Here is a 24,292-nt window from a genome sequence, read left to right on the forward strand (position 1 = left end):
AGGTGTCGTTATGAGCATTCAGTCTCTTTGCAAAATTTCAGTCATTGCCGTGTCATTAGCTGGCTTGTTTATGAGCCAGTCAGCCAACGCAGGCGAAGGCGAAAACGTTTACAAAAAATATTGTCAGGCATGTCATCAACCAAATGGCAAAGGCATGCAGGGCGTATTTCCTCCGCTGGCAGGAAATACAAATATCAAAGATAACCCCGACTACATAGCTAAGACAATTATCAATGGTAAGTCCGGCGCGCTAACCGTTAACGGAACAAATTACAACGGAGCTATGCCGCCCATGGGTTATCTGAAAGACGCCGATATAGCGACCTTAGCTAACTACATCAATACCGATCTTGCAGGCGGCAGTGAGACTATCACAGCCGAAGCCGTTGCCAGTTTGCGTTAAACCTATTTGTTATCAGTTAAAGGAAAAATAATTATGAAAACTCTAAGCTTATCAATTATCAGTGCCTCTCTTCTGGCTGCTATGGCGTCAGCTCCGGTTAATGCGGAAGAGCTCAGCCTTAAGCACGACAGCGAATATGTCATTGATGGTAAAATCTTTGGATTACCAGAAGCTAAAGTCTACCGCGAAGACTACAACGGCCCGGCGGTTGTTGGCGACTATCTGACTCAGGTTCCAAACATAGCGAAACTTGACTACGAAGGTAACAAAACTCATGACATACGCATGGATGTTTTCTCTCAGAAAATAGAAGTAGCACCGGGAGTAACCTATTCGGCCTGGACATTCGGTGGCTCAGTACCCGGACCGGTATTGCACGTACGTGAAGGTGACCGTGTTATCTTCAAAATGAAAAACCGCTCTGACGAAGAAGTGACTATTACTAAGCCAGTTAAAAATGGTGCTCCGTTCATTCAGCAACTGCAGGCCAACGGTTATCAGAATAACCAGCCAGTCGTTAACCCAATGCCCCACTCTATGGACTTTCATAGTGGCACAGTAGCAGCGGAAGACAAATGGCGTACCATTTCTCCGGGTGAAACTATTGAGTTCGAATGGATAGCCAACTACGCGGGTACTTATATGTATCACTGTGGTACTTCCAGCGTACTCATGCACACAGCTATGGGCCAATACGGCGCCGTTGTGGTATCTCCTAAAGATGGCTACCCAACTGACAAAGACGTTGATAAAGAATTCGTTCTGGTTCAGTCAGAGCACTATTTGGAAGAAGCCTCAGAAGGTAACTACATCTATAACCACGGTGCAGCTTTAGACCGCCAGCCAAGTCATGTGACCTTTAACGGACATGTTGCAGCACTTAGCGACAACCCTTTACGAGCGAACGAAGGTGACCGTGTGCGCTTACATGTTTTAAACGCAGGTCCTTCAGGCACTTCCAGCTTCCACGTAATTGGTGCGATTTTCGACCGCGTCTGGTACGAAGGTGATCCGCGTAACGAATGGTATGGCATGCAAACCGTGCTGCTGGGTGCCAGTAACAGCGCAACCATTGAATTTATTGTTCCGGAAGAAGGCATCTATAAGTTGGTCGATCACGAATTTGCTGATGCAGAGCGTGGCGCAGCTGGTGCATTAATTGCCGGTCCGCGTAAAGAGAAATAAGGGGAAACTTATGGTTAAGTGGCTTGGAGTTGCAGGTGTTTTATTGTCACCCTTAGTGCTCGCTGATCCAGTTCTGATCAATGGTGGTACTTTCGAACCTCCGGTCTTACTGGACAAAGAGCGCCTCAGTATAGAAATGGAAAGTTTCATGCTGGACGCAACCCCTGTCACTAACCAAGAGTTTCTGGAATTTGTCATTGAACAACCTCAGTGGCAGCGAGACAACATCGCTGCCCTATTCCATGATGGAAATTACCTGAAGCATTGGGATGATAATACTGAATTTGCTAAAGGCAAAGACAACGAACCAGTCACTTATGTGTCTTGGTTTGCCGCACGCGAATACTGCTCCGCACAAGGTGGCCGTTTGCCTGGTCTTAACGAGTGGGAGTATGCGTCGGTCAAATATCGGCAACAGCAGAACATCAGCGACGATGATTATGCCCGTAACCTGTTTGCCTGGTACAGCCAGCCACACAGTGCGAAACAACAAACCGTCGACCCAAATGCTGAGCAATTGATGCACATGCACGACCGTGTCAACGAATGGGTAGACGACTATCAATTATTATTAACCAACGGCGATGACGTCGATTTGCTCTCCGGCTCATGTGGCGACGGAGCGCGCTTTATGTCGAGTTTTAGTAACGCCAATTACGCCACATTTTTCCGTTATCAGTCACGCAGTGATTACGCCCCGCAAAGTGCGACCAGCACTATGGGTTTTCGTTGCGCATACGACCTGGAGAACGACCATGAATAAATTGCTAAAATTGACCGCCCTGGCCTCTTTGATCTTTGCTGTCCAGTCTTTTGCGCAGGATCACTCGCATCACAATATGCACAAGAATCAGACAGCTAACGACCACAGCAATCATACGGCAATGAACGCAGCAGAGGTCTCTCACTCCGAGTCGGTATACCAGATAGATGCTACCTGGAACACGCATAAGAATAGCCAACTCAAGCTTTCAGAACTTGAAGGTCATCCCGTTATTCTTTCCATGATTTATGGCAGTTGCACCACCGCCTGCCCAGTGTTGGTTCATGACGTAAAACGCTTATACAGCAAGCTGGACGAAGACACTAAACAGCAAGTTAAGCTCGTTATGGTGAGTTTTGACACCGATCGCGATACACCCGAGGCACTCGCTGACTATGTTAAGCAGTATCAACTTAACAACGACAACTGGCTGTTTCTGAACGGTTCGGAGCAGGATATCAGAACCTTAGCTACAGTACTTGGCGTGAGGTATCGACAGCGTCCGGACGGTGATTTTGATCACAGCAATTTGATCACTATTCTCGATAAACAAGGGCTTATTGTTGAACGCATAGAAGGCCTAAGCCAGCCAATGGAGAAGCCAGCTAACGTTGTCGCTAAACTGGTTAACGATTAACAGCGGTTGCATTCGCTCTAAGATTTTGTTCCACTAAAAAGGAATCTTGTCGGAGTGCCGGTAGCTTTCTTAATGAAGTTACCGGCTGAGACCGCAATTGCGGGATCCGTTGAACCTGATCAGGCTAATACCTGCGAAGGGAACAAGAGAGCATCAGCATGACACGACCGTTGTTTCTGCGCTGATGTTCCTTTCAACACTCCTGACAAGCATCTCTAACATCAACAAAATGAGAGAATGCTATGTCAACTGCACCATCGAATAACCGTTTAAACCGCCAACAGGCTGAATCCTTCTTATCATCACTATCCGGGCATTATTACCCTAATTCCAGCCGTGAATTTATTTCAGGCAGCAACAAAGACATCCAGGTCCCCTTTCGTCGCATTCACCTTAGCGAAACCCTGCACCAGCCCACACCGGGCGTGAAGTTACCACCGAACGAACCGGTAGATGTGTATGATACATCCAGTGTCTACGGTGACCCGGATGCCACAATTGACGTAAAAGCGGGTCTGAAAAAGGTTCGTGAAAACTGGATTCAGGAGCGCCATAGCGAGAACCAGCAATATAATCACGGCATTACGCAGTTAGCTTACGCAAGGCGCGGCGTGATCACCCCTGAGATGGAGTTCATTGCACTGCGCGAGAATATGGGTCGGGGGCACCTTAAGAACCCCATAACACCGGAATTTGTACGCGACGAAGTCGCCAGTGGACGCGCGATTATTCCCGTTAATACCCACCACCCCGAATCAGAACCAATGATTATTGGCCGCAACTTTTTGGTTAAAGTGAATGCCAACATTGGTAACTCATCGGTTAGTTCGTCTATTGAAGAAGAAGTCGAAAAGCTGGTATGGGCGACTCGCTGGGGCGCTGATACCGTAATGGACTTATCTACCGGCCGTAATATTCACCAAACCCGTGAGTGGATCTTACGCAACAGTCCAGTGCCTATTGGTACTGTGCCTATTTATCAGGCTTTAGAACGGGTCAATGGCGTTGCTGAGGATCTGAGCTGGCCAGTATTTAAAGACGTACTGCTGGAACAGGCTGAGCAAGGTGTGGACTATTTTACGATTCACGCCGGCGTACTGCACGACTTCATTAAACTGACTGCAAAGCGAGTTACCGGCATAGTCTCCCGTGGCGGTTCGATAATGGCGAAATGGTGCATGGCGCACCAGCAAGAAAGTTTTCTTTATCAGCACTTCCGCGATATCTGCAAAATTTGTGCGAAATATGATGTGTCGCTGTCTTTAGGTGACGGCCTACGCCCCGGTTCCATTGCCGACGCCAACGATGAAGCTCAGTTTGCTGAACTGAGAGTACTAGGCGAGCTGACTCAAATTGCCTGGGAGTACGATGTGCAGGTGATGATAGAAGGCCCCGGCCATGTGCCCATGCATAAAATTCAGGAAAATATGGATGAGCAGTTAAAGCACTGTCACGGCGCGCCGTTCTACACCTTAGGGCCGCTAACCACCGATATCGCACCCGGTTACGACCACATTACCTCATGTATTGGTGCTGCCATGATTGGCGCGTTTGGCTGCGCCATGCTCTGCTATGTTACCCCGAAGGAACACTTAGGCTTGCCTAACAAGGAAGATGTAAAACAGGGGATGATCGCTTACAAAATAGCGGCTCATGCGGCCGATTTAGCCAAAGGTCACCCAGGCGCTCAGGCGAGGGATGACGCTATGTCAAAAGCCCGCTTTGAATTCCGCTGGGAGGATCAATTTAATCTGGCGTTGGATCCGGTTACCGCTCGCAGCTATCACGATGAGACACTGCCTCAGGATTCGAACAAAACCGCGCAGTTTTGCTCCATGTGCGGGCCAAAGTTCTGCTCCATGAAAATTTCACACGAGGTACGTCAGTACAACCCGGACACTCGAATTGATGTAAAAGTGAAAGACGCGGCGACCGAAGGAGCAGAATGATGTCGATACCTGTCGTATGGACCATCGCAGGTTCTGACAGCGGCGGTGGCGCAGGCATTCAGGCGGACTTGCACACGTTCCGTAGTCTGAACGTGCATGGCTGCAGTGTCATAAGCACAATTACCGCCCAAAACTCTGTTGCAACCACCGGGTTATTCCCGTTAGCTGCTGACGCCGTTCGTCAGCAGTTGGAATGCCTGCAACAGGACATGCCGCCTGCTGCGATAAAAATTGGGTTGCTTAGTAATGTGCAACAGCTTCAGTGTGTGGCTGACTTTTTAAAGCAATGGTCTGATCCCCTTCCCCAGCCTTTCGTGGTCTGGGATCCGGTGGTTGTCAGCACTCAGCAGGATCGCCTGTCGGAGCTCAAGCCTCAACATTGCGCGGAGTTATTCCCGCTGGTTGATATTATGACACCGAATTTGGATGAACTCAGTTGGTTGAGCGGATTAGAGGTTACTGATGAGGACTCAATGTATCGCGCTGCAGAACAACTCTTTCAGGCCGGACTGTCCCGAATTCTGGTAACAGGCACCGATTTTGGTCGCGCCGATGAAATCTCTGACTATTACCTTAGCTCCGATGGACATACCCAGTACATTCAGCAGAAGTTGAGAACAAAACACAGCCACGGAACAGGCTGCACCTTGTCTTCAGCCATTGCCGCGGCGTTAGCACATGACTATCCACTTGAGGATGCCATAACAGTCGCTAATGCCTACGTGCATCAGGGCCTGATTGAGGCGAAAGGTATAGGCAGAGGACCAGGCCCTGTTGCTCATACACACTGGCCACAGCAAATTGACCATTTTCCAAAGATTAATACGCCGGAGTTGCCCTGTGTTGACCTCCAGTTTCCCAGTCTAGACCAGGAACCCGGATTGTATCCGGTAGTGGATTCTTACGAGTGGATAGAAAAGCTCTTAAAACTGGGCATTAAGACACTGCAACTGCGTATTAAAGATCCTGATGCTCCTCAGTTGGAAACCGCTATTAAAAAAAGCATTCAGCTGGCAGAGAAATATTCAGCGCAGTTGTTTATTAATGACCACTGGCAACTGGCTATTAAGCACAACGCTTATGGCGTGCATTTAGGTCAGGAAGACTTAACCGAGGCTAACCTTCACGCTATTCAGCAAGCAGGGTTGAGGTTGGGCATTTCCACTCACAGCTACACCGAGTTATTAATTGCTCAAGCGTACAAGCCATCTTACATCGCGTTAGGTCATATTTTCCCAACTCAAACCAAGACTATGCCATCCAAACCGCAAGGGCTGCAGCGACTACGCCGCTATGCCGCGTTATTAGCGCCAAAGAACATACCGACAGTCGCTATTGGGGGCATTTCTTTAGAGCGCGTAGCTCCCGTAACAGCTACTGGCGTAAACGGAATAGCGGTTGTTAGCGCGATTACTGCTGCCAGAAACGTAGAGCAGGCTGTTCATCAGCTACTAACGGAGATGGAAGCTGAACTCGAGGTTAAAGAAAAGAACGAGGTTGCTCATGCTGAGTAACGAACAACTTCTGCGTTACAGCAGCAACATACTGATGAAAGAAATTGGCGAAACCGGACAACAGCGTTTGCTCAAAAGTCATGTGCTGATTATTGGCTTGGGTGGTCTCGGTTGTCCTGCCAGCCAATATCTGGCGTCATCGGGCGTTGGGCAAATCACACTGGTCGATCACGACACAATAAGTCTCAGCAACTTACAGCGCCAAACACTCTATTCCAGCGACGGTATTGGTTTGTCCAAGGCGTGGCAAGCTGGTCATTCTTTGTCGCGGTTAAACCCGGACATTCGTATCACCGCTATTGAAGAAAAGGCCTATGAAGGCAATCTGGACGCGCTCGCCGAACAAGCCGATTTAGTCCTCGACTGCACCGACAATCGCGAGACCCGGTACCTGATCAACCAAAGCTGCTACCGCCTGAACACCCCGCTCATTTCTGCTGCGGCGCGCGGCTTTAACGGGCAACTCATCGCGTTAAATCCGGGGCAATCGCACGGCTGTTATCAGTGCCTTTATCCCGACGCTGTTACCGAGCCACTGAACTGCAGTAACGCGGGTATAGCCGCTCCTGTTGTGGGCATTATGGGATCCAGTCAGGCGCTACTGGCAATTAATTATTTTACCGGACATAAGCTTGCCTGGGGTTACCTGCAAACCTTCAATGGCTTATCGCAAAACTGGCAACAACTCTATTTACCGCGGGCCGCTTCATGCCCTGTATGCGGAGGTCAAAATGCGCATTCAAATTAATGACAAAGATTTTGAGATCACTGAAAAAACCAACTTATCGCAGCTACTGTCTGCTCAGAACGTCGATACCTCGGCCGTTGCCGTCGCCTTAAACGGACAGATTATACACCGCGAGCAATGGCAACAGACTGAGCTTAAAGACAACGATACCATTACACTTGTTCAAGCCGTGGCCGGAGGTTAAACCATGCTGAGAATAGCCGATCGAGATTTTCATTCCCGTTTATTCATAGGCTCTGGCAAATACAGTAGCGCGGATATTATGCAGAAGTCCCTTGCGGCTTCCGGTAGCGAGTTAGTAACGCTGGCATTAAAGCGCGTTGAACTTGAGCGCCCCACTGACGACATTGTCACGCCTATACAAAACTTAGGTTTACAGCTTTTGCCAAATACCTCTGGTGCCAAAACTGCACAAGACGCTATTTTTGCTGCACGCCTTGCCCGTGAAGCTTTAGGTACCCATTGGCTTAAACTGGAAATACACCCCGACCCCAACTATTTGCTGCCGGACCCGATAGAAACCCTAAAAGCCGCTGAAACTTTGGTAAAAGAAGGCTTTACCGTACTGCCCTACTGCGGTGCTGATCCCGTATTGTGTAAACGCTTAGAGGAAGTTGGCTGTGCGGCAGTTATGCCGTTAGGCGCTCCCATAGGCTCAAACCAGGGCCTGCTTACTCGAGACTTCCTACGGATTATTATCGAGCAGGCATCGCTACCCGTCATTGTCGATGCGGGCATTGGCGCGCCAAGCCACGCTGTTGAAGCTATGGAAATGGGCGCAGACGCTGTGCTGGTGAATACCGCCATAGCCACTGCAAACGACCCCGTCGCTATGTCAAAAACCTTTCGCGATGCGGTTATTGTTGGGCGTCAGGCCTTTGAAGCAGGCTTAAGTCAAAACGCTTCGCTAAAAGCGTCCGCATCCAGCCCGTTAACGGAGTTTCTGGAGTCGCTATGAGCTTTTATACTACCTGGGAGCAGACCAGCTGGGATGATACCCGCCTGCAGCTTTACAGTAAAAACGCGGCTGACGTTGAAACCGCTTTAAGCAAACAACATCTGAATACGGGCGATTTTATGGCGTTACTGTCGCCGGCGGCGGAGTCCTATCTGCCCCTTATGGCAGAGCGCTCACAACAACTGACCCGGCAACGCTTTGGTAACACACTGCACTTGTTTATTCCGCTGTATTTATCGAATCTGTGTGCTAACGATTGCAGCTACTGCGGCTTTTCCATGAGTAACCGCTTAAAGCGCAAAACCTTGTCACCAACTGAAATCGAGCAGGAATGTCAGGCCATAAAAGCCAAAGGTTTTGACACCCTGCTGATAGTGACTGGCGAGCATGAAACCAAGGTAGGTATTGATTATTTTCGTCACGCGCTACCTATTATCAAACGCTATTTCAGCTATGTCATGTTTGAGGTGCAGCCATTGGCTACCCATGAATACGCTGAATTACGCACGCTGGGTCTGGACGCCGTTATGGTGTATCAGGAAACTTATCAGGCCGCTACCTATGCTAAACATCACTTAAAAGGCAAAAAACGCGATTTCCGCTGGCGGCTTGAAACGCCCGACCGCCTGGGCGAATGCGGTATCGATAAAATTGGCCTGGGCTCGCTGATTGGACTGGAGGACTGGCGTATCGACAGCACCTTTACCGCCATGCATCTGGATTATTTACGGCGACGCTACTGGCGCAGTCGTTATTCGCTGTCGTTTCCCCGGCTACGGCCCTGTGCCGGTGGTGTCGATAACGCAAGGACAATTTCTGATAAACAACTGGTTCAGTTAATTTGCGCCTATCGGTTGCGGTTCCCCGATGTAGAACTCAGCCTTTCCACCCGCGAACAGCAGGCGCTTCGTGATGGGTTGTTTCGGCTAGGTGTGACCTCGGTCAGTGCCGAATCGAAAACTCAGCCCGGCGGTTACGCCAACGAGCAACAAGAGCTGGAACAGTTTTCCATAGATGACGACAGGCCAGTAAGTGAAGTGGCGCAGGCAATAAAAGCGAAAGGATTACAACCGGTATGGCAGGACTGGCTTAACGAGCTATCCGCAATGCCACCTGAAACTTTTTCCAGTCCAGAGTAGCCACCAGTAACAACTCACGCAGCGTTAAGGTGCGTGGGTTAACGCGCCCTTTATGATTCCACTGATGTCCACAGCTGGCTGCGGTCATAACACGCTTATTAGGCTTGAGTAAGGTATCCTGACTATGTTCACCCTGCCCGGTAAAATCAAACCAGCCACGGTAATTCAGATGCAGACGCTTTTTATCAGGATCCACACGGTCGATGCTGTCGAGCATTATGGTCGTAAATTCAGGAGTTTGATAACGAACAGGAACCACCAGACCCAAAGCTGCATGTTTAGCAAACCATTGGCTCTGCCCTTCGGCAGATATACCGGCTGAAGGAGATTTTGTTGGCTGAGGAGCCTGCCAGCTGGCGTTCTGAACATCCAACTTTAACGGCGAATACTGCACTGCATTGAGGCAACCATGAGCGGCGTGACGAATATAGTGCGGGAGACTGGCTAAACGACGTTGCAGAGCCGCAACAGGCATATCATTAACCTGTGCCAGTTGCGGTAATTCACGTTCATACAGCGCTGAGCACAGCTCGGCAAAATCGCCCTGCTGTGCCAGCGGCTGAAATATGTCCGCCTGTTGATTAGCCAGCGTTGACTTCCTGTCGTCCGCGGTAAGGCGCTTGGCCATTCAAATCGCCCTCTATACGCAATAATTGGTTGTACTTAGCAACCCGGTCAGAGCGACACAGCGAGCCGGTTTTAATTTGACCCGCTGCGGTGCCTACTGCCAAATCGGCAATAGTGGCGTCTTCGGTTTCACCCGAACGGTGAGAAATAACCGCCGAGTAACCTGCTTCACGCGCCATCGCAATGGCTGCTAAGGTTTCTGTCAGGCTACCAATCTGATTAAATTTAATCAAAATTGAATTGGCAATCGACTTGTCGATACCTTCTTTCAGAATACGCGTATTGGTCACAAACAGGTCATCACCGACCAACTGAACTTTGCTGCCCAGTTTTTCGGTTAAGACTTTCCAGCCGTCCCAGTCGCTTTCGTCCAGGCCGTCTTCAATAGAAATAATTGGGTAACGGTCGCAAAGCTCTGCCAGGTAGTCGGCAAACTCTTCTGCCGTAAAGGACTTACCTTCGCCAGACAATTCGTATTTACCGTCACGGTAGAATTCAGATGCAGCGCAATCCAAAGCCAGGGTAATGTCGCTGCCCATTTTATAGCCCGCGTTTTCAACCGCTTCGACAATCACCTGCAAGGCTTCTTCGTTAGATGCCAAGTTAGGCGCAAACCCGCCCTCGTCACCAACCGCTGTGCTTAAACCGCGCTTCTGCAGAACCTTTTTCAGAGCATGGAACACTTCAGCGCCCATACGCAGGCCTTCTTTGAAGCTTTCAGCGCCAACCGGCTGGATCATGAACTCCTGAATATCCACGTTATTATCTGCATGTTCACCGCCGTTTAATATGTTCATCATTGGCAGTGGCATGCTGTATTTACCGCTGGTGTTATTCAGGTTGGCAATGTGTTCGTAAAGCTCAATGCCTTTGCTCAAAGCCGCTGCTTTCGCCACAGCAAGAGACACAGCTAAAATAGCGTTAGCACCCAACTTTTCTTTATTGTCGGTACCGTCCAGCCTCAACATAATGTTATCGACAGCTTCCTGGTTAATCGCATCAATACCGCTTAAGGCTTCAGCGATAGCGCCATTAATATTGGCGACTGCCGTTTCAACACCCTTACCTAAGTAACGAGAAGTGTCGCCGTCACGTAACTCCAGAGCTTCACGTGAACCGGTTGATGCACCACTTGGTGCTGCCGCACGGCCCATGTGGCCAGACTCCAGGTAAACGTCGGCTTCAACCGTCGGGTTACCACGGGAGTCCATAATTTCACGACCAACAACTTTAACAATCTTACTCATGCTTAAATCCTGTTTAATGCTTAATCATTAGCCGGGTTATTAACCCAAACGCTCTTTATGAAATTCGCCAGCAGCTTCTATAAAGCCTTTAAATAACGGGTGCCCGTCACGCGGCGTTGAAGTGAATTCCGGGTGGAACTGTACTGCCACAAACCAGCGGTGTTTCGGGTTTTCCAGAATTTCAACCAACTGCTTATCGTGCGAGTAACCGGTAATTTTTAAGCCAGCTTTTTCCAGCGGCTCAATGTAATGGTTGTTTACTTCGTAGCGATGGCGGTGACGCTCTTCAATGGTTTCTTTGCCATACATTTTAAGCGCTTTAGAACCTTTTTCTAAATGACATTCCTGTGAACCAAGACGCATCGTGCCGCCTAAGTCGGAATGCTTGTCGCGCAGTTCTTTTTGACCACTGGCGTCCATCCATTCCGTGATAAGACCAACTACCGGGTCACTGCAATTTTCATCAAACTCAGTGCTGTTAGCGCCGGTTAAACCAGCAACATTACGGGCAAATTCAATCATTGCCACTTGCATGCCTAAGCAAATGCCTAAGTAAGGAATGTTATTCTCGCGTGCGTATTTTGCCGCAATAAGCTTGCCCTCTATGCCACGATCACCAAAACCGCCTGGCACCAAAATAGCGTCCACATCTTCAAGCTTAGACGTACCTTTGGTTTCTAAGTCTTGAGAGTCGATGTAACGAATGTTTACCGTTAAACGATTTTTAAGGCCGGCATGAGCCAGCGCTTCGTTCACCGACTTATAGGCATCCGGCAGTTCAACGTACTTACCGACAAAACCGACGGTCACTTCACCATTCGGATTAGATTCTTGATACAGAACCTCTTCCCATTCATGCAAGTCGGCTTCGGGGCAATCTAAATTAAAGCGCTTGGTGACTATGTCATCCAAACTCTGGGCCTTTAACATAGAAGGAATTTTGTAAATGCTGTCTACGTCGCGCAAGCCAATAACCGCTCGCTCTTCTACATTGGTAAACAAAGCAATTTTCGAACGCTCTGTTGCCGGTAAGGAGCGATCCGAACGACACACCAATACATCTGGTTGAATACCAATAGAACGCAGTTCTTTCACTGAGTGCTGAGTCGGTTTGGTTTTCACCTCACCCGCAGCGCCTAAGAATGGCACCAGGGTCAGATGCATAAATAAGGTGTGGTCACGACCAATTTCCGTGCCCAACTGACGAATGGCTTCAAGGAAAGGTTGTGACTCAATGTCACCCACCGTGCCGCCAATTTCAATAATGGCAATGTCGAAGCCTTTACTGCCTTCAATAACACGACGCTTAATTTCGTTGGTAATGTGAGGAATGACCTGAATGGTCGCTCCTAAAAACTCACCTTTACGCTCACGGCGAATAATGTCTTCATAGACACGGCCGGTGGTAAAGTTGTTGCTGCTGGTCATACGGGTGCGGATAAAACGCTCGTAGTGACCAAGGTCAAGATCGGTTTCAGCTCCGTCTACGGTGACAAAAACTTCACCGTGCTGAATTGGACTCATGGTACCCGGATCTACGTTAATGTAGGGATCCAGCTTCATGATAGTAACGTTAAGGCCCCGTGCTTCTAGAATTGCCGCCAGGGAGGCTGCAGCAATGCCTTTACCCAGCGAGGATACAACTCCGCCGGTTACGAAAATATAGTTTGTCGCCATGTGATACCTAGTTGGTCAGGTCAAATTTGGGATTGCATTCAGACGGGAAAGTAGTATACCGAAAGACGACCTTAACAACAAATAAAAAGCACGCCACCTGTCTCCAACCAAGCACTTTTGCTAGTATAGCGCCAGCTAAAACCTATTCGGAGTTACTTTATGTCGTCCTGCTGTGGCACCACCGCACAACAACACATCGACAAAGCACAAAGGACATTATTATGGACCGTGCTGGTTCTTAACGGAGTGATGTTTTTCGTTGAATTTATTGCGGGTTGGTTAGCAGAGTCCAGTGGGCTTTTTGCCGACTCATTAGATATGCTGGCGGATACTCTGGTTTATGCAGTTAGTTTGTATGCTGTTGGTAAAGCCATAAAATACAAAGCCAACGCCGCCATTCTTAACGGCACACTGCAAACCGTGCTGGCACTTGTGGTTTTGGCAGATGTGTTACAACGTTTAATTTTTGGCAGCCAGCCTAACGCCAACATGATGCTCTGGGTTGCCCTGCTCGCTCTTGCCGTTAATATCGCTTGTTTCGCTTTGCTGTACAGCTCGCGCAATGGCGATATTAACATTCGTGCCAGCTGGATATGCTCGCGCAACGACATGATAATGAACGGCGGGGTAATTCTCTCAGCTCTGCTGGTTGCTAAGCTTAATATGGCCTGGCCGGACTTAGTCATAGCCACAGTCATTGCTTTAATTGTGCTGCGCTCTGCAATACGCATTATTCGCGATGCACGAGCAGTAAAAGCGGGTGAGAAAACTGACCTTTCGGGGTGCTGCGGCTAGGCTCCAGAATATAGCAAAAAACGCTAAGATCTAAACTCAAAAGGCCCTTTAGATTCGCTGCGGATCACTACGGTACCAGCTAATATATCGTGCCAGCCCTGCTTTTTGTCGCTAAAACCTATCCAGAAGAAGCCTAGAAAAACCGGAAGGATAGAGAGAATATAAGCAAAATAACGGCCGATGGCTTTCCCTATACTCAGGGTCCCCCCAGTATGCTCATCCACTACCCGTAATTTCAATATCATTTTACCGGGTGTTCCTAAGAACTTAATCCAGAAAAAGATAGTCAGTATGGCCGGTATAACGTAGTTAATCAGTACGTCCCAGAAGCCGTATATCAGCTTTTCACCTTGCCAGTACTCCTGACCGTAGATAAATCCAACGGGTATTGAAAACAAAATCACCAAGATAACAACGTCAATTAACATCGCTGCAAAGCGAATTCGAAACCCGGCGTACTTAGCGTATTCTTTTTTATCTTCCATTATTGTCCCTTTCCAATCCGTTTTTAATGATCGAGGCTTAATCATCAAACCGTTTTAGATAATGAAAAAGAACATATGTCCAAATAACAGCTGCGGGTATCAGACTAAAAGCAAGTTGAGCGTACATTTCAGAATTGCCGGTTAGTTCTACCGTGCTTATTGCTACTCCAATTCCCACACCGAAAAGTAAACTTAGAACGGAAAATAAAATGGTAAAGGCTTTGCGGTCGAATTTAGTTTCGCTAGCAGCTAATGCCTTCGCGCCTGAGTTCATGGTGTTTCCTTAATAGTCGCTTATAATCGGAACTTGATGTTTCAAGCATGTTAATAAAGTTAAACTTGCTTGTTAAGGGTAAATCAATAAAAAAGCGCGTTCGAGGTGAACGCGCTTATTCGGAAGCATTAATAAAATTACGTTTTCGCCTGTTTAAATCGATTTACCAAATAAAACAACGCGGGTAGAACAACCAGCGTCAGAAGCGTTGACGAAATAATACCGCCAATAACAACGGTGGCCAGAGGCCGTTGAACCTCTGCTCCTGTACCAGTATTAAATGCCATAGGAACAAAGCCTAAGCTCGCGACAAGAGCGGTCATTAATACCGGTCGCAGACGTTGTTGCGCTCCCTCAAATACAGCGTCTTTCAGCTGTAAGCCATCACGGAGTAACTGCCGGATAAAAGACAGCATAACAACCCCGTTTAACACCGCGACGCCGGACAAAGCAATAAAACCGACCGCCGCAGAAATAGACAGAGGCATCCCTCGCAATGACAAAGCGAAAATTCCGCCAGTTAATGCAAGCGGCACTCCGGTAAAGATAATCAATGCGCTGCTTAAAGAACCGAAGGCGCTATACAGCAGACCTAAAATCAGCAACAGCGTTAACGGAACCACCAGGCTTAAGCGCTGTGACGCTGACTGCAACTGCTCAAAAGTGCCGCCATAATCAATCCAATAACCAGTCGGAATATCCAGGTTTATGTTTAAACTCTCCTGAACCGCATTAACGAATGAGCCCAAATCGCGGTCAGTAACGTTGGCACTGACAATGACATTCCGTTTACCACTTTCGCGGTTAATTTGATTAGGCCCATTAGCTAAAGTCAGTTTAGCCACTTCACCTAACGGCACGTACTGTAGCTCTGGGTTATTTGCCGCAGGTACATCTACCGGCAGTTGTTTCAATTTTTCAATGTTCTGCCGCCAGTCATTGTCCAGCCGAACCAATAATTTGAAACGTTTGTCACCTTCATAAATAACCCCGGCCTGAATACCGCCTACAGCACTCTTCAGTGTACTTTGTACATCAGCAACCGTAAGCCCCAGCAACGCCAAATGATCTCGCTTAGGCTCAACAGACAAGATAGGTAAGCCGGTCATTTGCTCAACGCGCACGCCGGAAGCCCCCGGAACCTCTCTGATAATAGCCGCCGCTGAGTCACCCAGTTGTTTGAGTTGTTCAAGGTCATCGCCGTATATACGTACACCAAGATCGGCCCGCACTCCCGCAATCAGCTCGTTAAACCGCATTTCTATCGGCTGGGTAAATTCGTACTTGTTACCGGGTAACTCTTGTACCGCCATACGAATTTCACTGACCAGTTGCTCTTTCGTTTTATCCGGATTGGGCCAGTCTTTGCGTTCCTTCAGCATAATGAAGGTATCGGCCACGCTCGGTGGCATCGGATCCGTTGCCACGTCCGGTGTACCAATTTTAGAAAAGACGCGCTTTACTTCGGCAAATTCAGCAACCACGGCTTCTACATCTTTTTGCATATCGACCGACTGCTGTAAGCCTGTGCCCGGAATTCGCAGCGCATGCATGGCAATATCGCCTTCGTCCAGTTGCGGCAAAAACTCCGTTCCCATACGGCTTGCCTGAAACAAAGAAACCGCAAATAGACCGAAACCGATAGCAATAACAAACACCGGAAGTTTTAACGCACCTCGTAACACCGGTTGATAGGCTTTACGAGCGCCGCGCATGACTTTGTTCTCGCCGTGCTTAATATTGCCACGGACAAAGATAGCCACAGAGGCAGGAACAAAAGTGACCGAGAAAATCAAGGCACCCAGCAGCGCTGCAACTACGGTGAAAGCCATAGGATGGAACATTTTTCCTTCCACGCCGCTTAATGCAAATATAGGCAGATACACCAACATAATAATGAGAACGCCAAATACTGCCGGGTTAAATACCTCACGCGTGCTTTTCATGACCTCAATCAGGCGTTCCTGAGTTCTTAACACCCTTCCTAACCGCTGTTGCGCATTACCCAGTCGTCGCAGAGCATTTTCCACTACAATAACGGCCCCATCGACAATAATGCCAAAGTCTATCGCGCCCAGACTCATCAAGTTGCCGGACACCTTATTCGTGACCATTCCGGTAATAGCAAACAGCATACTAAGCGGGATAACGCATGCGGTGATCAAGGCCGCTCGTATATTCCCGAGCAGAATAAACAGAACCACAACAACCAGAACCGCGCCTTCAAAAAGGTTCTTCTCAACCGTGGCAATGGTTTTATCCACCAGGGTAGTACGGTTATAAATGGGCTCGGCGACCACGCCATCCGGCAAGCTTTGCTGAACTTGTTCCAGTTTTTCTGAAACGGCTTGTGCCACTATGCGACTGTTCTCGCCAATCAGCATCATGGCGGTGCCCAGAACCACTTCTTCCTGATTAGATGTAGCCGCACCGGTACGCAGTTGTTTACCCAGTTTGACTTCTGCGACATGGCGAACCCGAACCGGCGCATCGTCCCGCTTGGATACCACCACATTGCCAATTTCTTCCAGAGATTTTAACTGGCCCGGCGAGCGTACCAGCCATTGTTCCCCGTTCTTTTCTATGTAACCGGCACCAGCGTTTCGGTTGTTCAAATCCAAAGCTCTGAGTAAGTCCTTCATGGTCACTTTGTAAGCCAGCATACGACCCGGGTCAGGTGCCACCTGGTACTGTTTCTCATAACCACCGACACTGTTTATTTCGGTAACCCCAGGTACTTTTACCAACTGCGGTTTAATGATCCAGTCCTGTATGGTGCGCAGGCTTTCCGCAGTGTAAGGGTTACCCTCTGCGCCGGTTGCCCCGGGCTTTGATCTGACAACGTAGTTAAAGATTTCTCCCAAACCGGAGGCTATGGGTCCCATTGCGGGTTCAACGCCTTGCGGCAGCTCACCCCTAACTTGCTGCAACCGCTCGCTGATTTGTTGCCGGGCCCAGTAAATGTCAGTGCCTTCTTCAAATACCACGGTTACCTGAGACAAGCCATAACGAGAAATTGAGCGGGTATAATCCAGCTTCGGAATACCCGCCATAGCCGTTTCTACCGGGTAAGTGATACGTTGTTCTGTTTCCAGCGGTGAGTAACCTGGTGCTTCGGTATTTACCTGTACCTGCACATTAGTAATGTCCGGCACCGCATCAATTGGCAGTTTCATGGTGCTGTACACACCAACAGCCGCAATCAAAAAGGTAGCGGCCACCACTAACCAGCGGCGTTCAACCGCAAAGCGAATGAGTGCATCAATCATGATAGTCCCCTTAGTGGCTGTGCCCTGCACCTTGTTTGAGAATGTCGGCTTTAATCAAATAACTGTTGCCAATGACATACTCAGCGCCTGGCTCAAGCCCCGAAAGAACCTCCACGTAGTCACCCGATTTGCGACCGGTTTTAATTTCACTGGCTTCAAACCGATTGCCTTCGCGGATAAAAACCACGGTCTCTCCGTTCAAGTTCTGAATCGCATCGGACTCAACCGCGACATTGGCAGTAAAGGTGTCAGTTGTGACATCCGCTTTAACATGCATACCCGGCCGCCAATGTCCTGACTTATTGGGCAACACGACGCGTGCCCGGGCTATGTGACCGCCGGTCATCTGAGGTGCAATGTAAGATACTGTACCGCTTACCGTTTTATGGTGGTGTAAGTCATATACCTCGGCAGTCTGACCTTCCTGCATTGCTTCCACGTTTTCGGGAAAAGCTGACAACTCTACCCAAACTGAAGCGGTATTAATTACCTGAAATAAAGGTTGCTGATCCACTAACTCACCAACATTAGTAAATCGTTCAGAAACCTCGCCACTAATGGGACTGACTACACTGAACCTGGTACCTGTACTGACGTTTTCGACTACGGCAAGTACCTCGCCCTTTTCAACTGAGTCGCCGATATTGGCATTAAGCGAACTCACAATGCCTTTATAGCGGGCGCTAATATGCGCAATATTGTTATTCTCCGGGGCAATTACACCGAATACGGTTTGAGTCACAGCCATGCGTTGAGAGCTAACTTGCCCCATGCTCAGGTCGGCGTTTTCAATGGCTTTATCACTCAGTTCGGTATGCGACTTTTCATGGTGGTCATCTTCCGACGCCCAGATTTGGTGGGTGTAACTACAGACAGCCAACAAAGCAGCTGCTAAAAAGTAAGTTGATAATTTCACTGCTGTTCTCCTAAAAATGCTTGTCCGGTCATACGTTCCAGCTGAATGACATCGCTGTATATGGCGTGCTCCCGCGAAATTCTTTGATACTCGAGCTGAGCTAGCTCATTTTGCGCATCCAGCACCTGCAATAGCGAATGCGTACCGCGCACATAGCCCTGGTTCGTTTGTTCGACCAGTTGCTGTGCCAATGGCAATAGCGTGTCTTTCACTTTTTGTCGGTAGTTTTGGTGGGTTTGCAGGCTGTTTATTAGCGCCAGTGCCAGCGAGCGCAACTGAGTTCGCACCAGTTTCTGCTGCTGCAGGTTCGATTGATGCAAAACCCGACGCTGCTGAATACGCCCAATATTAGGATCTTGCAGTTGCAATGGCATCGAAGCTTCAACCACAAAACCGGTATCATCCGACTGATTGTTGTAACGCAAGCCAAATCCGAGACTTAAGTCAGAGGTAGAGTCTGCTTCCAACGCCTTTGCCTGAGCCTGCAATAAGTGTTCGGAATCTAACAGGCGTAAATATTCAGGCGCTTTATTTACTGCATTTAGAACGTCGGATTGCTTCGGCAACTTTAAGGGGAAATAAAAAGTCCCCGAAACTTGGTTAAAGTTTGGCTGCTCAGCCCACATTGCGCTGAGCTTTGCCTGCGCTTTAGCCAACTGGCCTTTCAGTTCCTCTATATCAGCCCGTTGGCTCTCGCGCTGAAGTTGGATACGGGTTACCTCAGAGTTTGGAACCGCGCCGGCATTTGCCCGCTCCTGTGCTGTTTCTAACAGACTCTCCGTACGATGGAGTTGCTGCTTGCTAAGGCTAATAAACTCCTGCAACTTGAGTACCTGGTAAAAGCGTTGTGTTGTTTGTGCCAGCACCTCAATGCGCTGGTATTCAAACTCGGCCCGTTGCACTTTTTCTTCGGCTGTTGCCGCATTAATGCGCTGCTGGCGTTTCTCTCCTAACTCAATGACCTGAGAGAACGATAACGTCATTTGCGCATTATCCAGACCGGAGCTTTCACCAGAGCCAGCAAAGTTTTCAACTTCCAGTCCAACTCTCGGGTTAGGTGAAAACTCAGCCTGCAGAGTCAGTGCCTCGGCGGCCTGCTGTTGGTAATCGTACTTTTGTAAATCGGGGTTACTCTTCAGCGTGCGGTTTAATGCATCACTTAAAGTTAAATCTGACGCGGCAGCACTAACCGGAAACACCAATATGGCACCCAGAAAGACCACCACGAAGCTCAAACGCTTCATGTTTTTTCTCCAATTGTTCGCTATTTAAAAATGACGGTAGAAATGGAGATTAAGCGTTTGGTGGGGGAACCGCCGGTTGATGGGCTAAACCCTTATCAAAAATCACAGCGGTAGGTTGAGCTTCGGTAATAACGGGACAAGCAGAGACACTAATGCCATAACCAGTAATGCAACTAACGTGCGCATGAAACTGGTGGTCGTGCCCCTGCTCAAGATCTAAAGATGAAGAATTCGGGCTATGTTCCAAACCATGGTTTACATCAAAAACAACATCCACACTGCTGTGGCTTGCGTCTTCCATATGGCCAACCACAGACGCACAGGTAAAAAAGCTGTGTATCAGGATGACTGTAATGAGTAACCATGAGATTTTCGTGCCCGCTACTTTATCGAACTTAAGCCGCGAACGCTAGCGCAGAGCAATAAAGCTATAAGCCTATAAACTACTTTGCGTTCTGCGTGCCAGTAGAATTCAAGTCAATATCTACGTCATAGTCGATAAATTTAGCCTCCCCCATATACCAAATTTCAAAGGTTTCGGGCTCGCCATAAAAATAGTAAACATCTACCGGTGGCTTGTTCCGACCATGAGCATACACAAAAGACTGCCTCGTTATTTCCTTGAGGTATCCCTTGCTATCCTTAACAAAAACCTCATTCCGACGACGTTCTTGTTCGTACGCTTTTCTTTTTATCGTTTCACGCGGCTCAAACTCCGCGTAGTCAATAATGAGTCGGTTACCTTTTAGACTTACGCCTTGCGGCAATTCGTCTTTAGCATAGCTTTCTTTCGTCAGATTAGGTGCGATAAGCACCGGAAGCGCAGCTTTAAAGCGAGCAGGTTTAGTTGTGAACCTTTTTGGATAATAATCAATACTGTGCGCTTTAAAGTCATAAGCAAATTCAATGCTCTCTAAGTCCGTGTTTTCGAGGCTCCCACTTTTCTTTAACTCAACTTCAGCGGCATCCTGCACTGGCTCATTATTTTCATCAAAGAACTTATGACCGGCCATTGCAGATGCCGCGACCCGGTTGCCACTTTCAATAAACACATCGCTTTGTACATTGGGGTAAAACCACCTTATAACTCCAGGAGTTTCAACATCCTGTCTTTTCGGATCGTCGAACTCATATCCTCGGAAATGTAGTAGTGTCATTAAGTCTGAAATTTCTTGTGCATTTAATTCGGTACGGGATGCTGTAACAGGCAGACGATCATTGTAAACAGGAGCCGTTAGCTCAATCTCTGGTATATCACCCGAGCTAATCTCATAAGTCCGGGAATATGGCATATCAAGCACAGGAAGCTCCAACTCACGTTCCACTTTTTTGCTTTCTTCACCGTACACTAATAGCGTTAACAACCCTTTTTCTACTTGTCCGTTAAAGGCTCTGCCTAAATATATTTTACCAGCGCGCGCCTCTTTACTGTCTTTTTGCCAGGCCTCAAAATCCTTTTTTACAGCTTCTAAATCGATATTTCCCTGTTTAGCCTTTGCTATTACCTCTTCCAGCAGGTCGTTTTCCTGATAAACCTCAGACGTAGGCCGACGTCGTGTTGACCGCCAAGCGAGATAATCCCCATTGGCTGTAACGGCCTCAGCAAGAACATCTTCATTTCCGAACAATTTAGAAGGGTCGGTGCCGTCTTCAATACTAATTTCAACTACGTAATAGTCTTCTCCAAACTCCAGCACGTTAATTAAAAAGCCGTCTCGCTCCAAAGTTCCGCCTACATCTTCAGCGCTGAGTTCAAATGTAATTATCTGTTCTGGCAACTCTGCATAAAACTCTCCTTTTACAGCAACTGGTCTGGGGGACTTCTCATCGCGTGCCTCGGTGAAACAAAATTCTTCACGCGTATCGACAATATCGCCCAATGCCTGCTTATTATTTGCCATATCAGGAAAGCTCGCATATTCAGGGAAGCCCAGGGTATCACCGTTGCCGAAAACCATATTGGTGTATGTCAGACTGTAACGAAACGGAAACTCAAAGCCAGGCTTCAGAGTAAAACCCTGTTCGTTTGAATATTGCATGCAAGAGAGGTGTTTCCAACTGTTTACCGCTACCAGGCTCTGCAAGTACGCGTCAGTCATTGCATCTCTGTCACTGTATTGGTTTAAATGGAAAAACTCCGGCTGAGTGTATTCAACTTTTTCTATCCCGGCATAAAAGACAAAAACGTCCATCATCCATTGGAAGTTAGACATTTCCTGACCGTACAGTGCACGTCCGAGCTCTTCGTCCTCAAGCCCTTTTAATATTTCAAAACGGGCATCGTGAAGTTCATCGCGTTGCTGAATTTGCTCATACACAGTTCGACCCTCCTGCTTAGCTTCCTTGCTGTCTGCACAACCAGCACTCAGCATTGCGCTGACAAAGGCAACACCCAAAACTTTGTATATATTCACTGTTTCCCTACCTATTTTTTTGGTACATCTTTGTGTGCTACTCGTTTATTTGAAACCACCAGAACAAGTACGGATATTCTTCTAAAGCTTCCGGCGGCGGTTGCTGTAAAAAGCCATGACCCGGATCAAGATCAAGCGCTCCGGTTTCCTGAACAATACCTCTAATTGCCTTAATGGATGCATCCGACTTAGCCTCTTCCAGCTGCGCTTCCTCGTGAAAAGACCATAAATATAAGCCTAATGCGGAATACCACAGGCTGACTAATTCAGGGTTACTCTGCTCTTTTGCCTCAACAATGACTTCTTTTGCCGTATCCTGAATAGCCATTTCCACCGGCGGCAATGCATCGTCGCCCGTAAGCAAGCCTGCTTCGACGAATTTCTGCCAGAGCGGTGAGCCAGCATCGCAATATAGGTAAGGTGGTTCAATGTAACCCACGGTGGGGTTTGTCTCGCCGTTCCACTTTTCTTCTGGGTGCAGTCCAATAAAAGTAAACTCGCGTACGCTATCGAAAAAGGCTTTATGCGCGGCGTAGTCAGGGTGTTGGGTGAGTTTAAATTGGTAAACAAAGTTGTGTTTCAACAAAGTGTCAATAACACGAAGATGAGTAAAACCAGTATCCCAACATTCCTGAAATTGATAGAGGTTCCAGAATAGCGAGCGCAGTTCCTGGCTCGTCTTTGTTTTCGACTGAGCCAGACAGTTAACCGACGACTCAACCAGGTCTTCAAACTCGTGCATAGACATAAGACATTCCCTTATTAGTAATAGCGCGGCTCTTCATAATACAGCTAACGGAAGAAAACTTACTATGCACCTTCCATTGGCACCGTGTTGTCATTTTGTAAACTGAGTTTACCCAACTTAATACCCAGCTCCAATACAGTTGTGGACACCTTTACAGAAACTTAACCCTAAGTTTCTGCATAACGGCCTGGAGGAACTAACGTATGCGACGAGCGCCCTCGTCCATTCCGGTCACTCTAAACTTCTTTCCAAGTGGTGCCCTGATAACGGGGCTTGATATCAATTCATCACCACAATAAATTCGCATGGGTAAACCAATATGCTCTTTACTCGCGGCTTTCCATTTACTCAGCGCATGGTCGGCCACTTCTATTGTCCATTGAACCGTATTATTGTCGGTAGTTGTATTTAACGAACTAAGGTCAGAACGCTCTAACAGTAAGGTATCCGGGGCTCCCTCACTCTTTGCTGGTAAATATAAGTTAAAATCACAGTACTTTTCTTTGTCCTCTGCGATCGCAGTATCGTCCGCATACGTGAAAGCACTTACCAATAAAGTAAGAACCAGAATGTATTTAAAATTGGTCAAGTTTTGTCCCTGTAACTGAGTCGGTAAAAAGTTTTCCAGCTTTCTAATTAAGCTTTGCAGATAATAATATTTATTATTTTATCAACGACTTCACCTGTATTACTCACGCCCTGCTCTGCATAATATTCCGCATTGAGTAATCTGAACCCCGCGTCTTGCAACAAGTTACAGGCGAGTTCCCTATCGTAGAGCTCAAAGCCATAAGGCACGAAGGGCAAATCTTTCATAAATGAACTCTCGCCAAAAGCGAGACAGAATAGCCCCTGAGGTTTAAGAACACGTCGAATTTCCACTAAGTGCTCAAGTGGATTGTCCCAGAAATAGAGAGTATGAACGGTCAGAACTTTATCGAATACATTGTTATCAAAATTGAGTTGAGAGGAATTGCCCTGCTGAAATGTTGCCTGCCCCGAAGTCACTATATCTTCGTTCATGCGTTTCGCTTCGGCAACCATATCTGCTGACCAATCAACGCCAGTATAGGAGAGGTTATCAGCCCGTTTGATTATGTCAGCAGCAAAAACTCCATTGCCGGGACCAATTTCCAGCAGTGACTCCGAATTTTGTAGGTTTAAAAGATCTATGCACTTTACGTTCAACTGACCGTTTGCACTGTTCATGTTTAAAGCGACTTCAGAGGCGTGCTCTCCACTAGGATGACGTAGCTGTGAAGCCAGAATTTGTGGATCCATTTGAGGTTACCCGTTAACA

General features: G+C 47.9%; 24 protein-coding genes and 1 riboswitch. Of the genes, 11 read left to right on the top strand and 13 right to left on the bottom strand.

The genetic code is table 11. From position 1 onward, the window contains the following. Positions 1 to 10: 10 nt before the first annotated feature. The 10 genes from IL_RS03870 to thiH all read left to right on the top strand — a co-directional run bounded on the left by IL_RS03870 (position 11) and on the right by thiH (position 9,296). Positions 11 to 403: a c-type cytochrome gene (locus tag IL_RS03870; RefSeq protein ID WP_011234013.1), complete on the top strand. Its 393-nt coding sequence runs from the start codon at positions 11 to 13 to the stop codon at positions 401 to 403. A gap of 33 nt (positions 404 to 436) precedes the next feature. After that, the gene (locus IL_RS03875) at positions 437 to 1,588 is read left to right on the top strand and encodes a multicopper oxidase domain-containing protein (RefSeq protein ID WP_011234014.1); all 1,152 of its coding nucleotides are present in this window, start codon (positions 437 to 439) and stop codon (positions 1,586 to 1,588) included. Between the two features lie 10 nt (positions 1,589 to 1,598). Beyond that, positions 1,599 to 2,351, top strand: a complete 753-nt coding sequence (locus IL_RS03880) for a formylglycine-generating enzyme family protein (protein WP_011234015.1) — start codon at positions 1,599 to 1,601, stop codon at positions 2,349 to 2,351. Beyond that, the gene (locus IL_RS03885; RefSeq protein ID WP_011234016.1) at positions 2,344 to 2,988 is read left to right on the top strand and encodes an SCO family protein; all 645 of its coding nucleotides are present in this window, start codon (positions 2,344 to 2,346) and stop codon (positions 2,986 to 2,988) included. The genes IL_RS03880 and IL_RS03885 overlap by 8 nt, the downstream gene beginning before the upstream one ends. A 40-nt stretch (positions 2,989 to 3,028) precedes the next feature. Beyond that, positions 3,029 to 3,147: riboswitch (TPP riboswitch) on the top strand. Positions 3,148 to 3,230: 83 nt separating this feature from the next. Then, the gene (gene thiC, locus IL_RS03890) at positions 3,231 to 4,937 is read left to right on the top strand and encodes a phosphomethylpyrimidine synthase ThiC (RefSeq protein ID WP_011234017.1); all 1,707 of its coding nucleotides are present in this window, start codon (positions 3,231 to 3,233) and stop codon (positions 4,935 to 4,937) included. Further along, a complete protein-coding gene (gene thiE / locus IL_RS03895; protein WP_231378627.1) occupies positions 4,934 to 6,451 on the top strand; it encodes a thiamine phosphate synthase in 1,518 nt (505 codons plus the stop codon). The genes thiC and thiE overlap by 4 nt, the downstream gene beginning before the upstream one ends. Beyond that, positions 6,441 to 7,199, top strand: a complete 759-nt coding sequence (locus IL_RS03900; RefSeq protein ID WP_011234019.1) for a HesA/MoeB/ThiF family protein — start codon at positions 6,441 to 6,443, stop codon at positions 7,197 to 7,199. Before thiE ends, IL_RS03900 begins: the two co-directional genes overlap by 11 nt. Continuing rightward, positions 7,183 to 7,383, top strand: coding sequence for a sulfur carrier protein ThiS (gene thiS, locus IL_RS03905; protein WP_011234020.1), 201 nt, complete (start codon positions 7,183 to 7,185; stop codon positions 7,381 to 7,383). Before IL_RS03900 ends, thiS begins: the two co-directional genes overlap by 17 nt. A gap of 3 nt (positions 7,384 to 7,386) precedes the next feature. After that, the gene (locus tag IL_RS03910) at positions 7,387 to 8,157 is read left to right on the top strand and encodes a thiazole synthase (RefSeq protein WP_011234021.1); all 771 of its coding nucleotides are present in this window, start codon (positions 7,387 to 7,389) and stop codon (positions 8,155 to 8,157) included. Further along, a complete protein-coding gene (thiH, locus tag IL_RS03915) occupies positions 8,154 to 9,296 on the top strand; it encodes a 2-iminoacetate synthase ThiH (protein WP_011234022.1) in 1,143 nt (380 codons plus the stop codon). The genes IL_RS03910 and thiH overlap by 4 nt, the downstream gene beginning before the upstream one ends. Here the strand turns inward: thiH and IL_RS03920 are convergent. The 3 genes from IL_RS03920 to IL_RS03930 are packed head-to-tail and all read right to left on the bottom strand — an operon-like array spanning position 9,247 to position 12,847. Then, the gene (locus tag IL_RS03920; protein WP_011234023.1) at positions 9,247 to 9,924 is read right to left on the bottom strand and encodes a hypothetical protein; all 678 of its coding nucleotides are present in this window, start codon (positions 9,922 to 9,924) and stop codon (positions 9,247 to 9,249) included. The genes thiH and IL_RS03920 overlap by 50 nt on opposite strands. Beyond that, positions 9,878 to 11,170 carry a phosphopyruvate hydratase gene (gene eno, locus IL_RS03925; protein ID WP_011234024.1) on the bottom strand — a complete coding sequence of 431 codons (1,293 nt, stop codon included), beginning with the start codon at positions 11,168 to 11,170 and terminating at the stop codon, positions 9,878 to 9,880. The genes IL_RS03920 and eno overlap by 47 nt, the downstream gene beginning before the upstream one ends. 39 nt (positions 11,171 to 11,209) lie before the next feature. Beyond that, complete coding sequence (locus IL_RS03930; RefSeq protein ID WP_011234025.1) at positions 11,210 to 12,847, bottom strand: CTP synthase; 1,638 nt, start codon at positions 12,845 to 12,847, stop codon at positions 11,210 to 11,212. 159 nt (positions 12,848 to 13,006) lie between these two features. On the opposite strand from IL_RS03930, the gene IL_RS03935 reads away from it, so the two are divergent. Beyond that, positions 13,007 to 13,642, top strand: a complete 636-nt coding sequence (locus IL_RS03935; protein ID WP_011234026.1) for a cation transporter — start codon at positions 13,007 to 13,009, stop codon at positions 13,640 to 13,642. Positions 13,643 to 13,665: 23 nt separating this feature from the next. Here IL_RS03935 and IL_RS03940 read toward each other — a convergent pair whose 3' ends face one another. From IL_RS03940 to IL_RS03985, 10 genes are all read right to left on the bottom strand, one after another. Further along, positions 13,666 to 14,127, bottom strand: coding sequence for an RDD family protein (locus IL_RS03940; protein WP_011234027.1), 462 nt, complete (start codon positions 14,125 to 14,127; stop codon positions 13,666 to 13,668). Positions 14,128 to 14,164: 37 nt separating this feature from the next. Next, positions 14,165 to 14,401, bottom strand: a complete 237-nt coding sequence (locus IL_RS03945) for a hypothetical protein (RefSeq protein WP_011234028.1) — start codon at positions 14,399 to 14,401, stop codon at positions 14,165 to 14,167. A 137-nt stretch (positions 14,402 to 14,538) separates the two neighbouring features. Then, entirely contained in the window at positions 14,539 to 17,670 is a 3,132-nt protein-coding gene (locus tag IL_RS03950; protein ID WP_011234029.1) for an efflux RND transporter permease subunit, read from the bottom strand. A 10-nt stretch (positions 17,671 to 17,680) separates the two neighbouring features. Further along, positions 17,681 to 18,586, bottom strand: coding sequence for an efflux RND transporter periplasmic adaptor subunit (locus IL_RS03955; RefSeq protein WP_011234030.1), 906 nt, complete (start codon positions 18,584 to 18,586; stop codon positions 17,681 to 17,683). Then, positions 18,583 to 19,830, bottom strand: coding sequence for a TolC family protein (locus IL_RS03960; RefSeq protein WP_011234031.1), 1,248 nt, complete (start codon positions 19,828 to 19,830; stop codon positions 18,583 to 18,585). The genes IL_RS03955 and IL_RS03960 overlap by 4 nt, the downstream gene beginning before the upstream one ends. A 49-nt stretch (positions 19,831 to 19,879) precedes the next feature. Further along, complete coding sequence (locus IL_RS03965) at positions 19,880 to 20,131, bottom strand: hypothetical protein (RefSeq protein WP_011234032.1); 252 nt, start codon at positions 20,129 to 20,131, stop codon at positions 19,880 to 19,882. A gap of 142 nt (positions 20,132 to 20,273) precedes the next feature. Beyond that, complete coding sequence (locus IL_RS03970; RefSeq protein ID WP_011234033.1) at positions 20,274 to 22,244, bottom strand: hypothetical protein; 1,971 nt, start codon at positions 22,242 to 22,244, stop codon at positions 20,274 to 20,276. 37 nt (positions 22,245 to 22,281) lie between these two features. Then, the gene (locus tag IL_RS03975) at positions 22,282 to 22,992 is read right to left on the bottom strand and encodes a hypothetical protein (protein ID WP_011234034.1); all 711 of its coding nucleotides are present in this window, start codon (positions 22,990 to 22,992) and stop codon (positions 22,282 to 22,284) included. Between the two features lie 196 nt (positions 22,993 to 23,188). Beyond that, on the bottom strand, positions 23,189 to 23,581 hold the full coding sequence (locus tag IL_RS03980) for a SecDF P1 head subdomain-containing protein (RefSeq protein ID WP_011234035.1): 393 nt from the start codon (positions 23,579 to 23,581) through the stop codon (positions 23,189 to 23,191). Between the two features lie 47 nt (positions 23,582 to 23,628). After that, the gene (locus tag IL_RS03985) at positions 23,629 to 24,273 is read right to left on the bottom strand and encodes a class I SAM-dependent methyltransferase (RefSeq protein ID WP_011234036.1); all 645 of its coding nucleotides are present in this window, start codon (positions 24,271 to 24,273) and stop codon (positions 23,629 to 23,631) included. Between the last annotated feature and the right edge of the window lie 19 nt (positions 24,274 to 24,292).

Source organism: Idiomarina loihiensis L2TR (assembly GCF_000008465.1).
GTDB classification, from domain to species: Bacteria; Pseudomonadota; Gammaproteobacteria; order Enterobacterales; family Alteromonadaceae; genus Idiomarina; species Idiomarina loihiensis.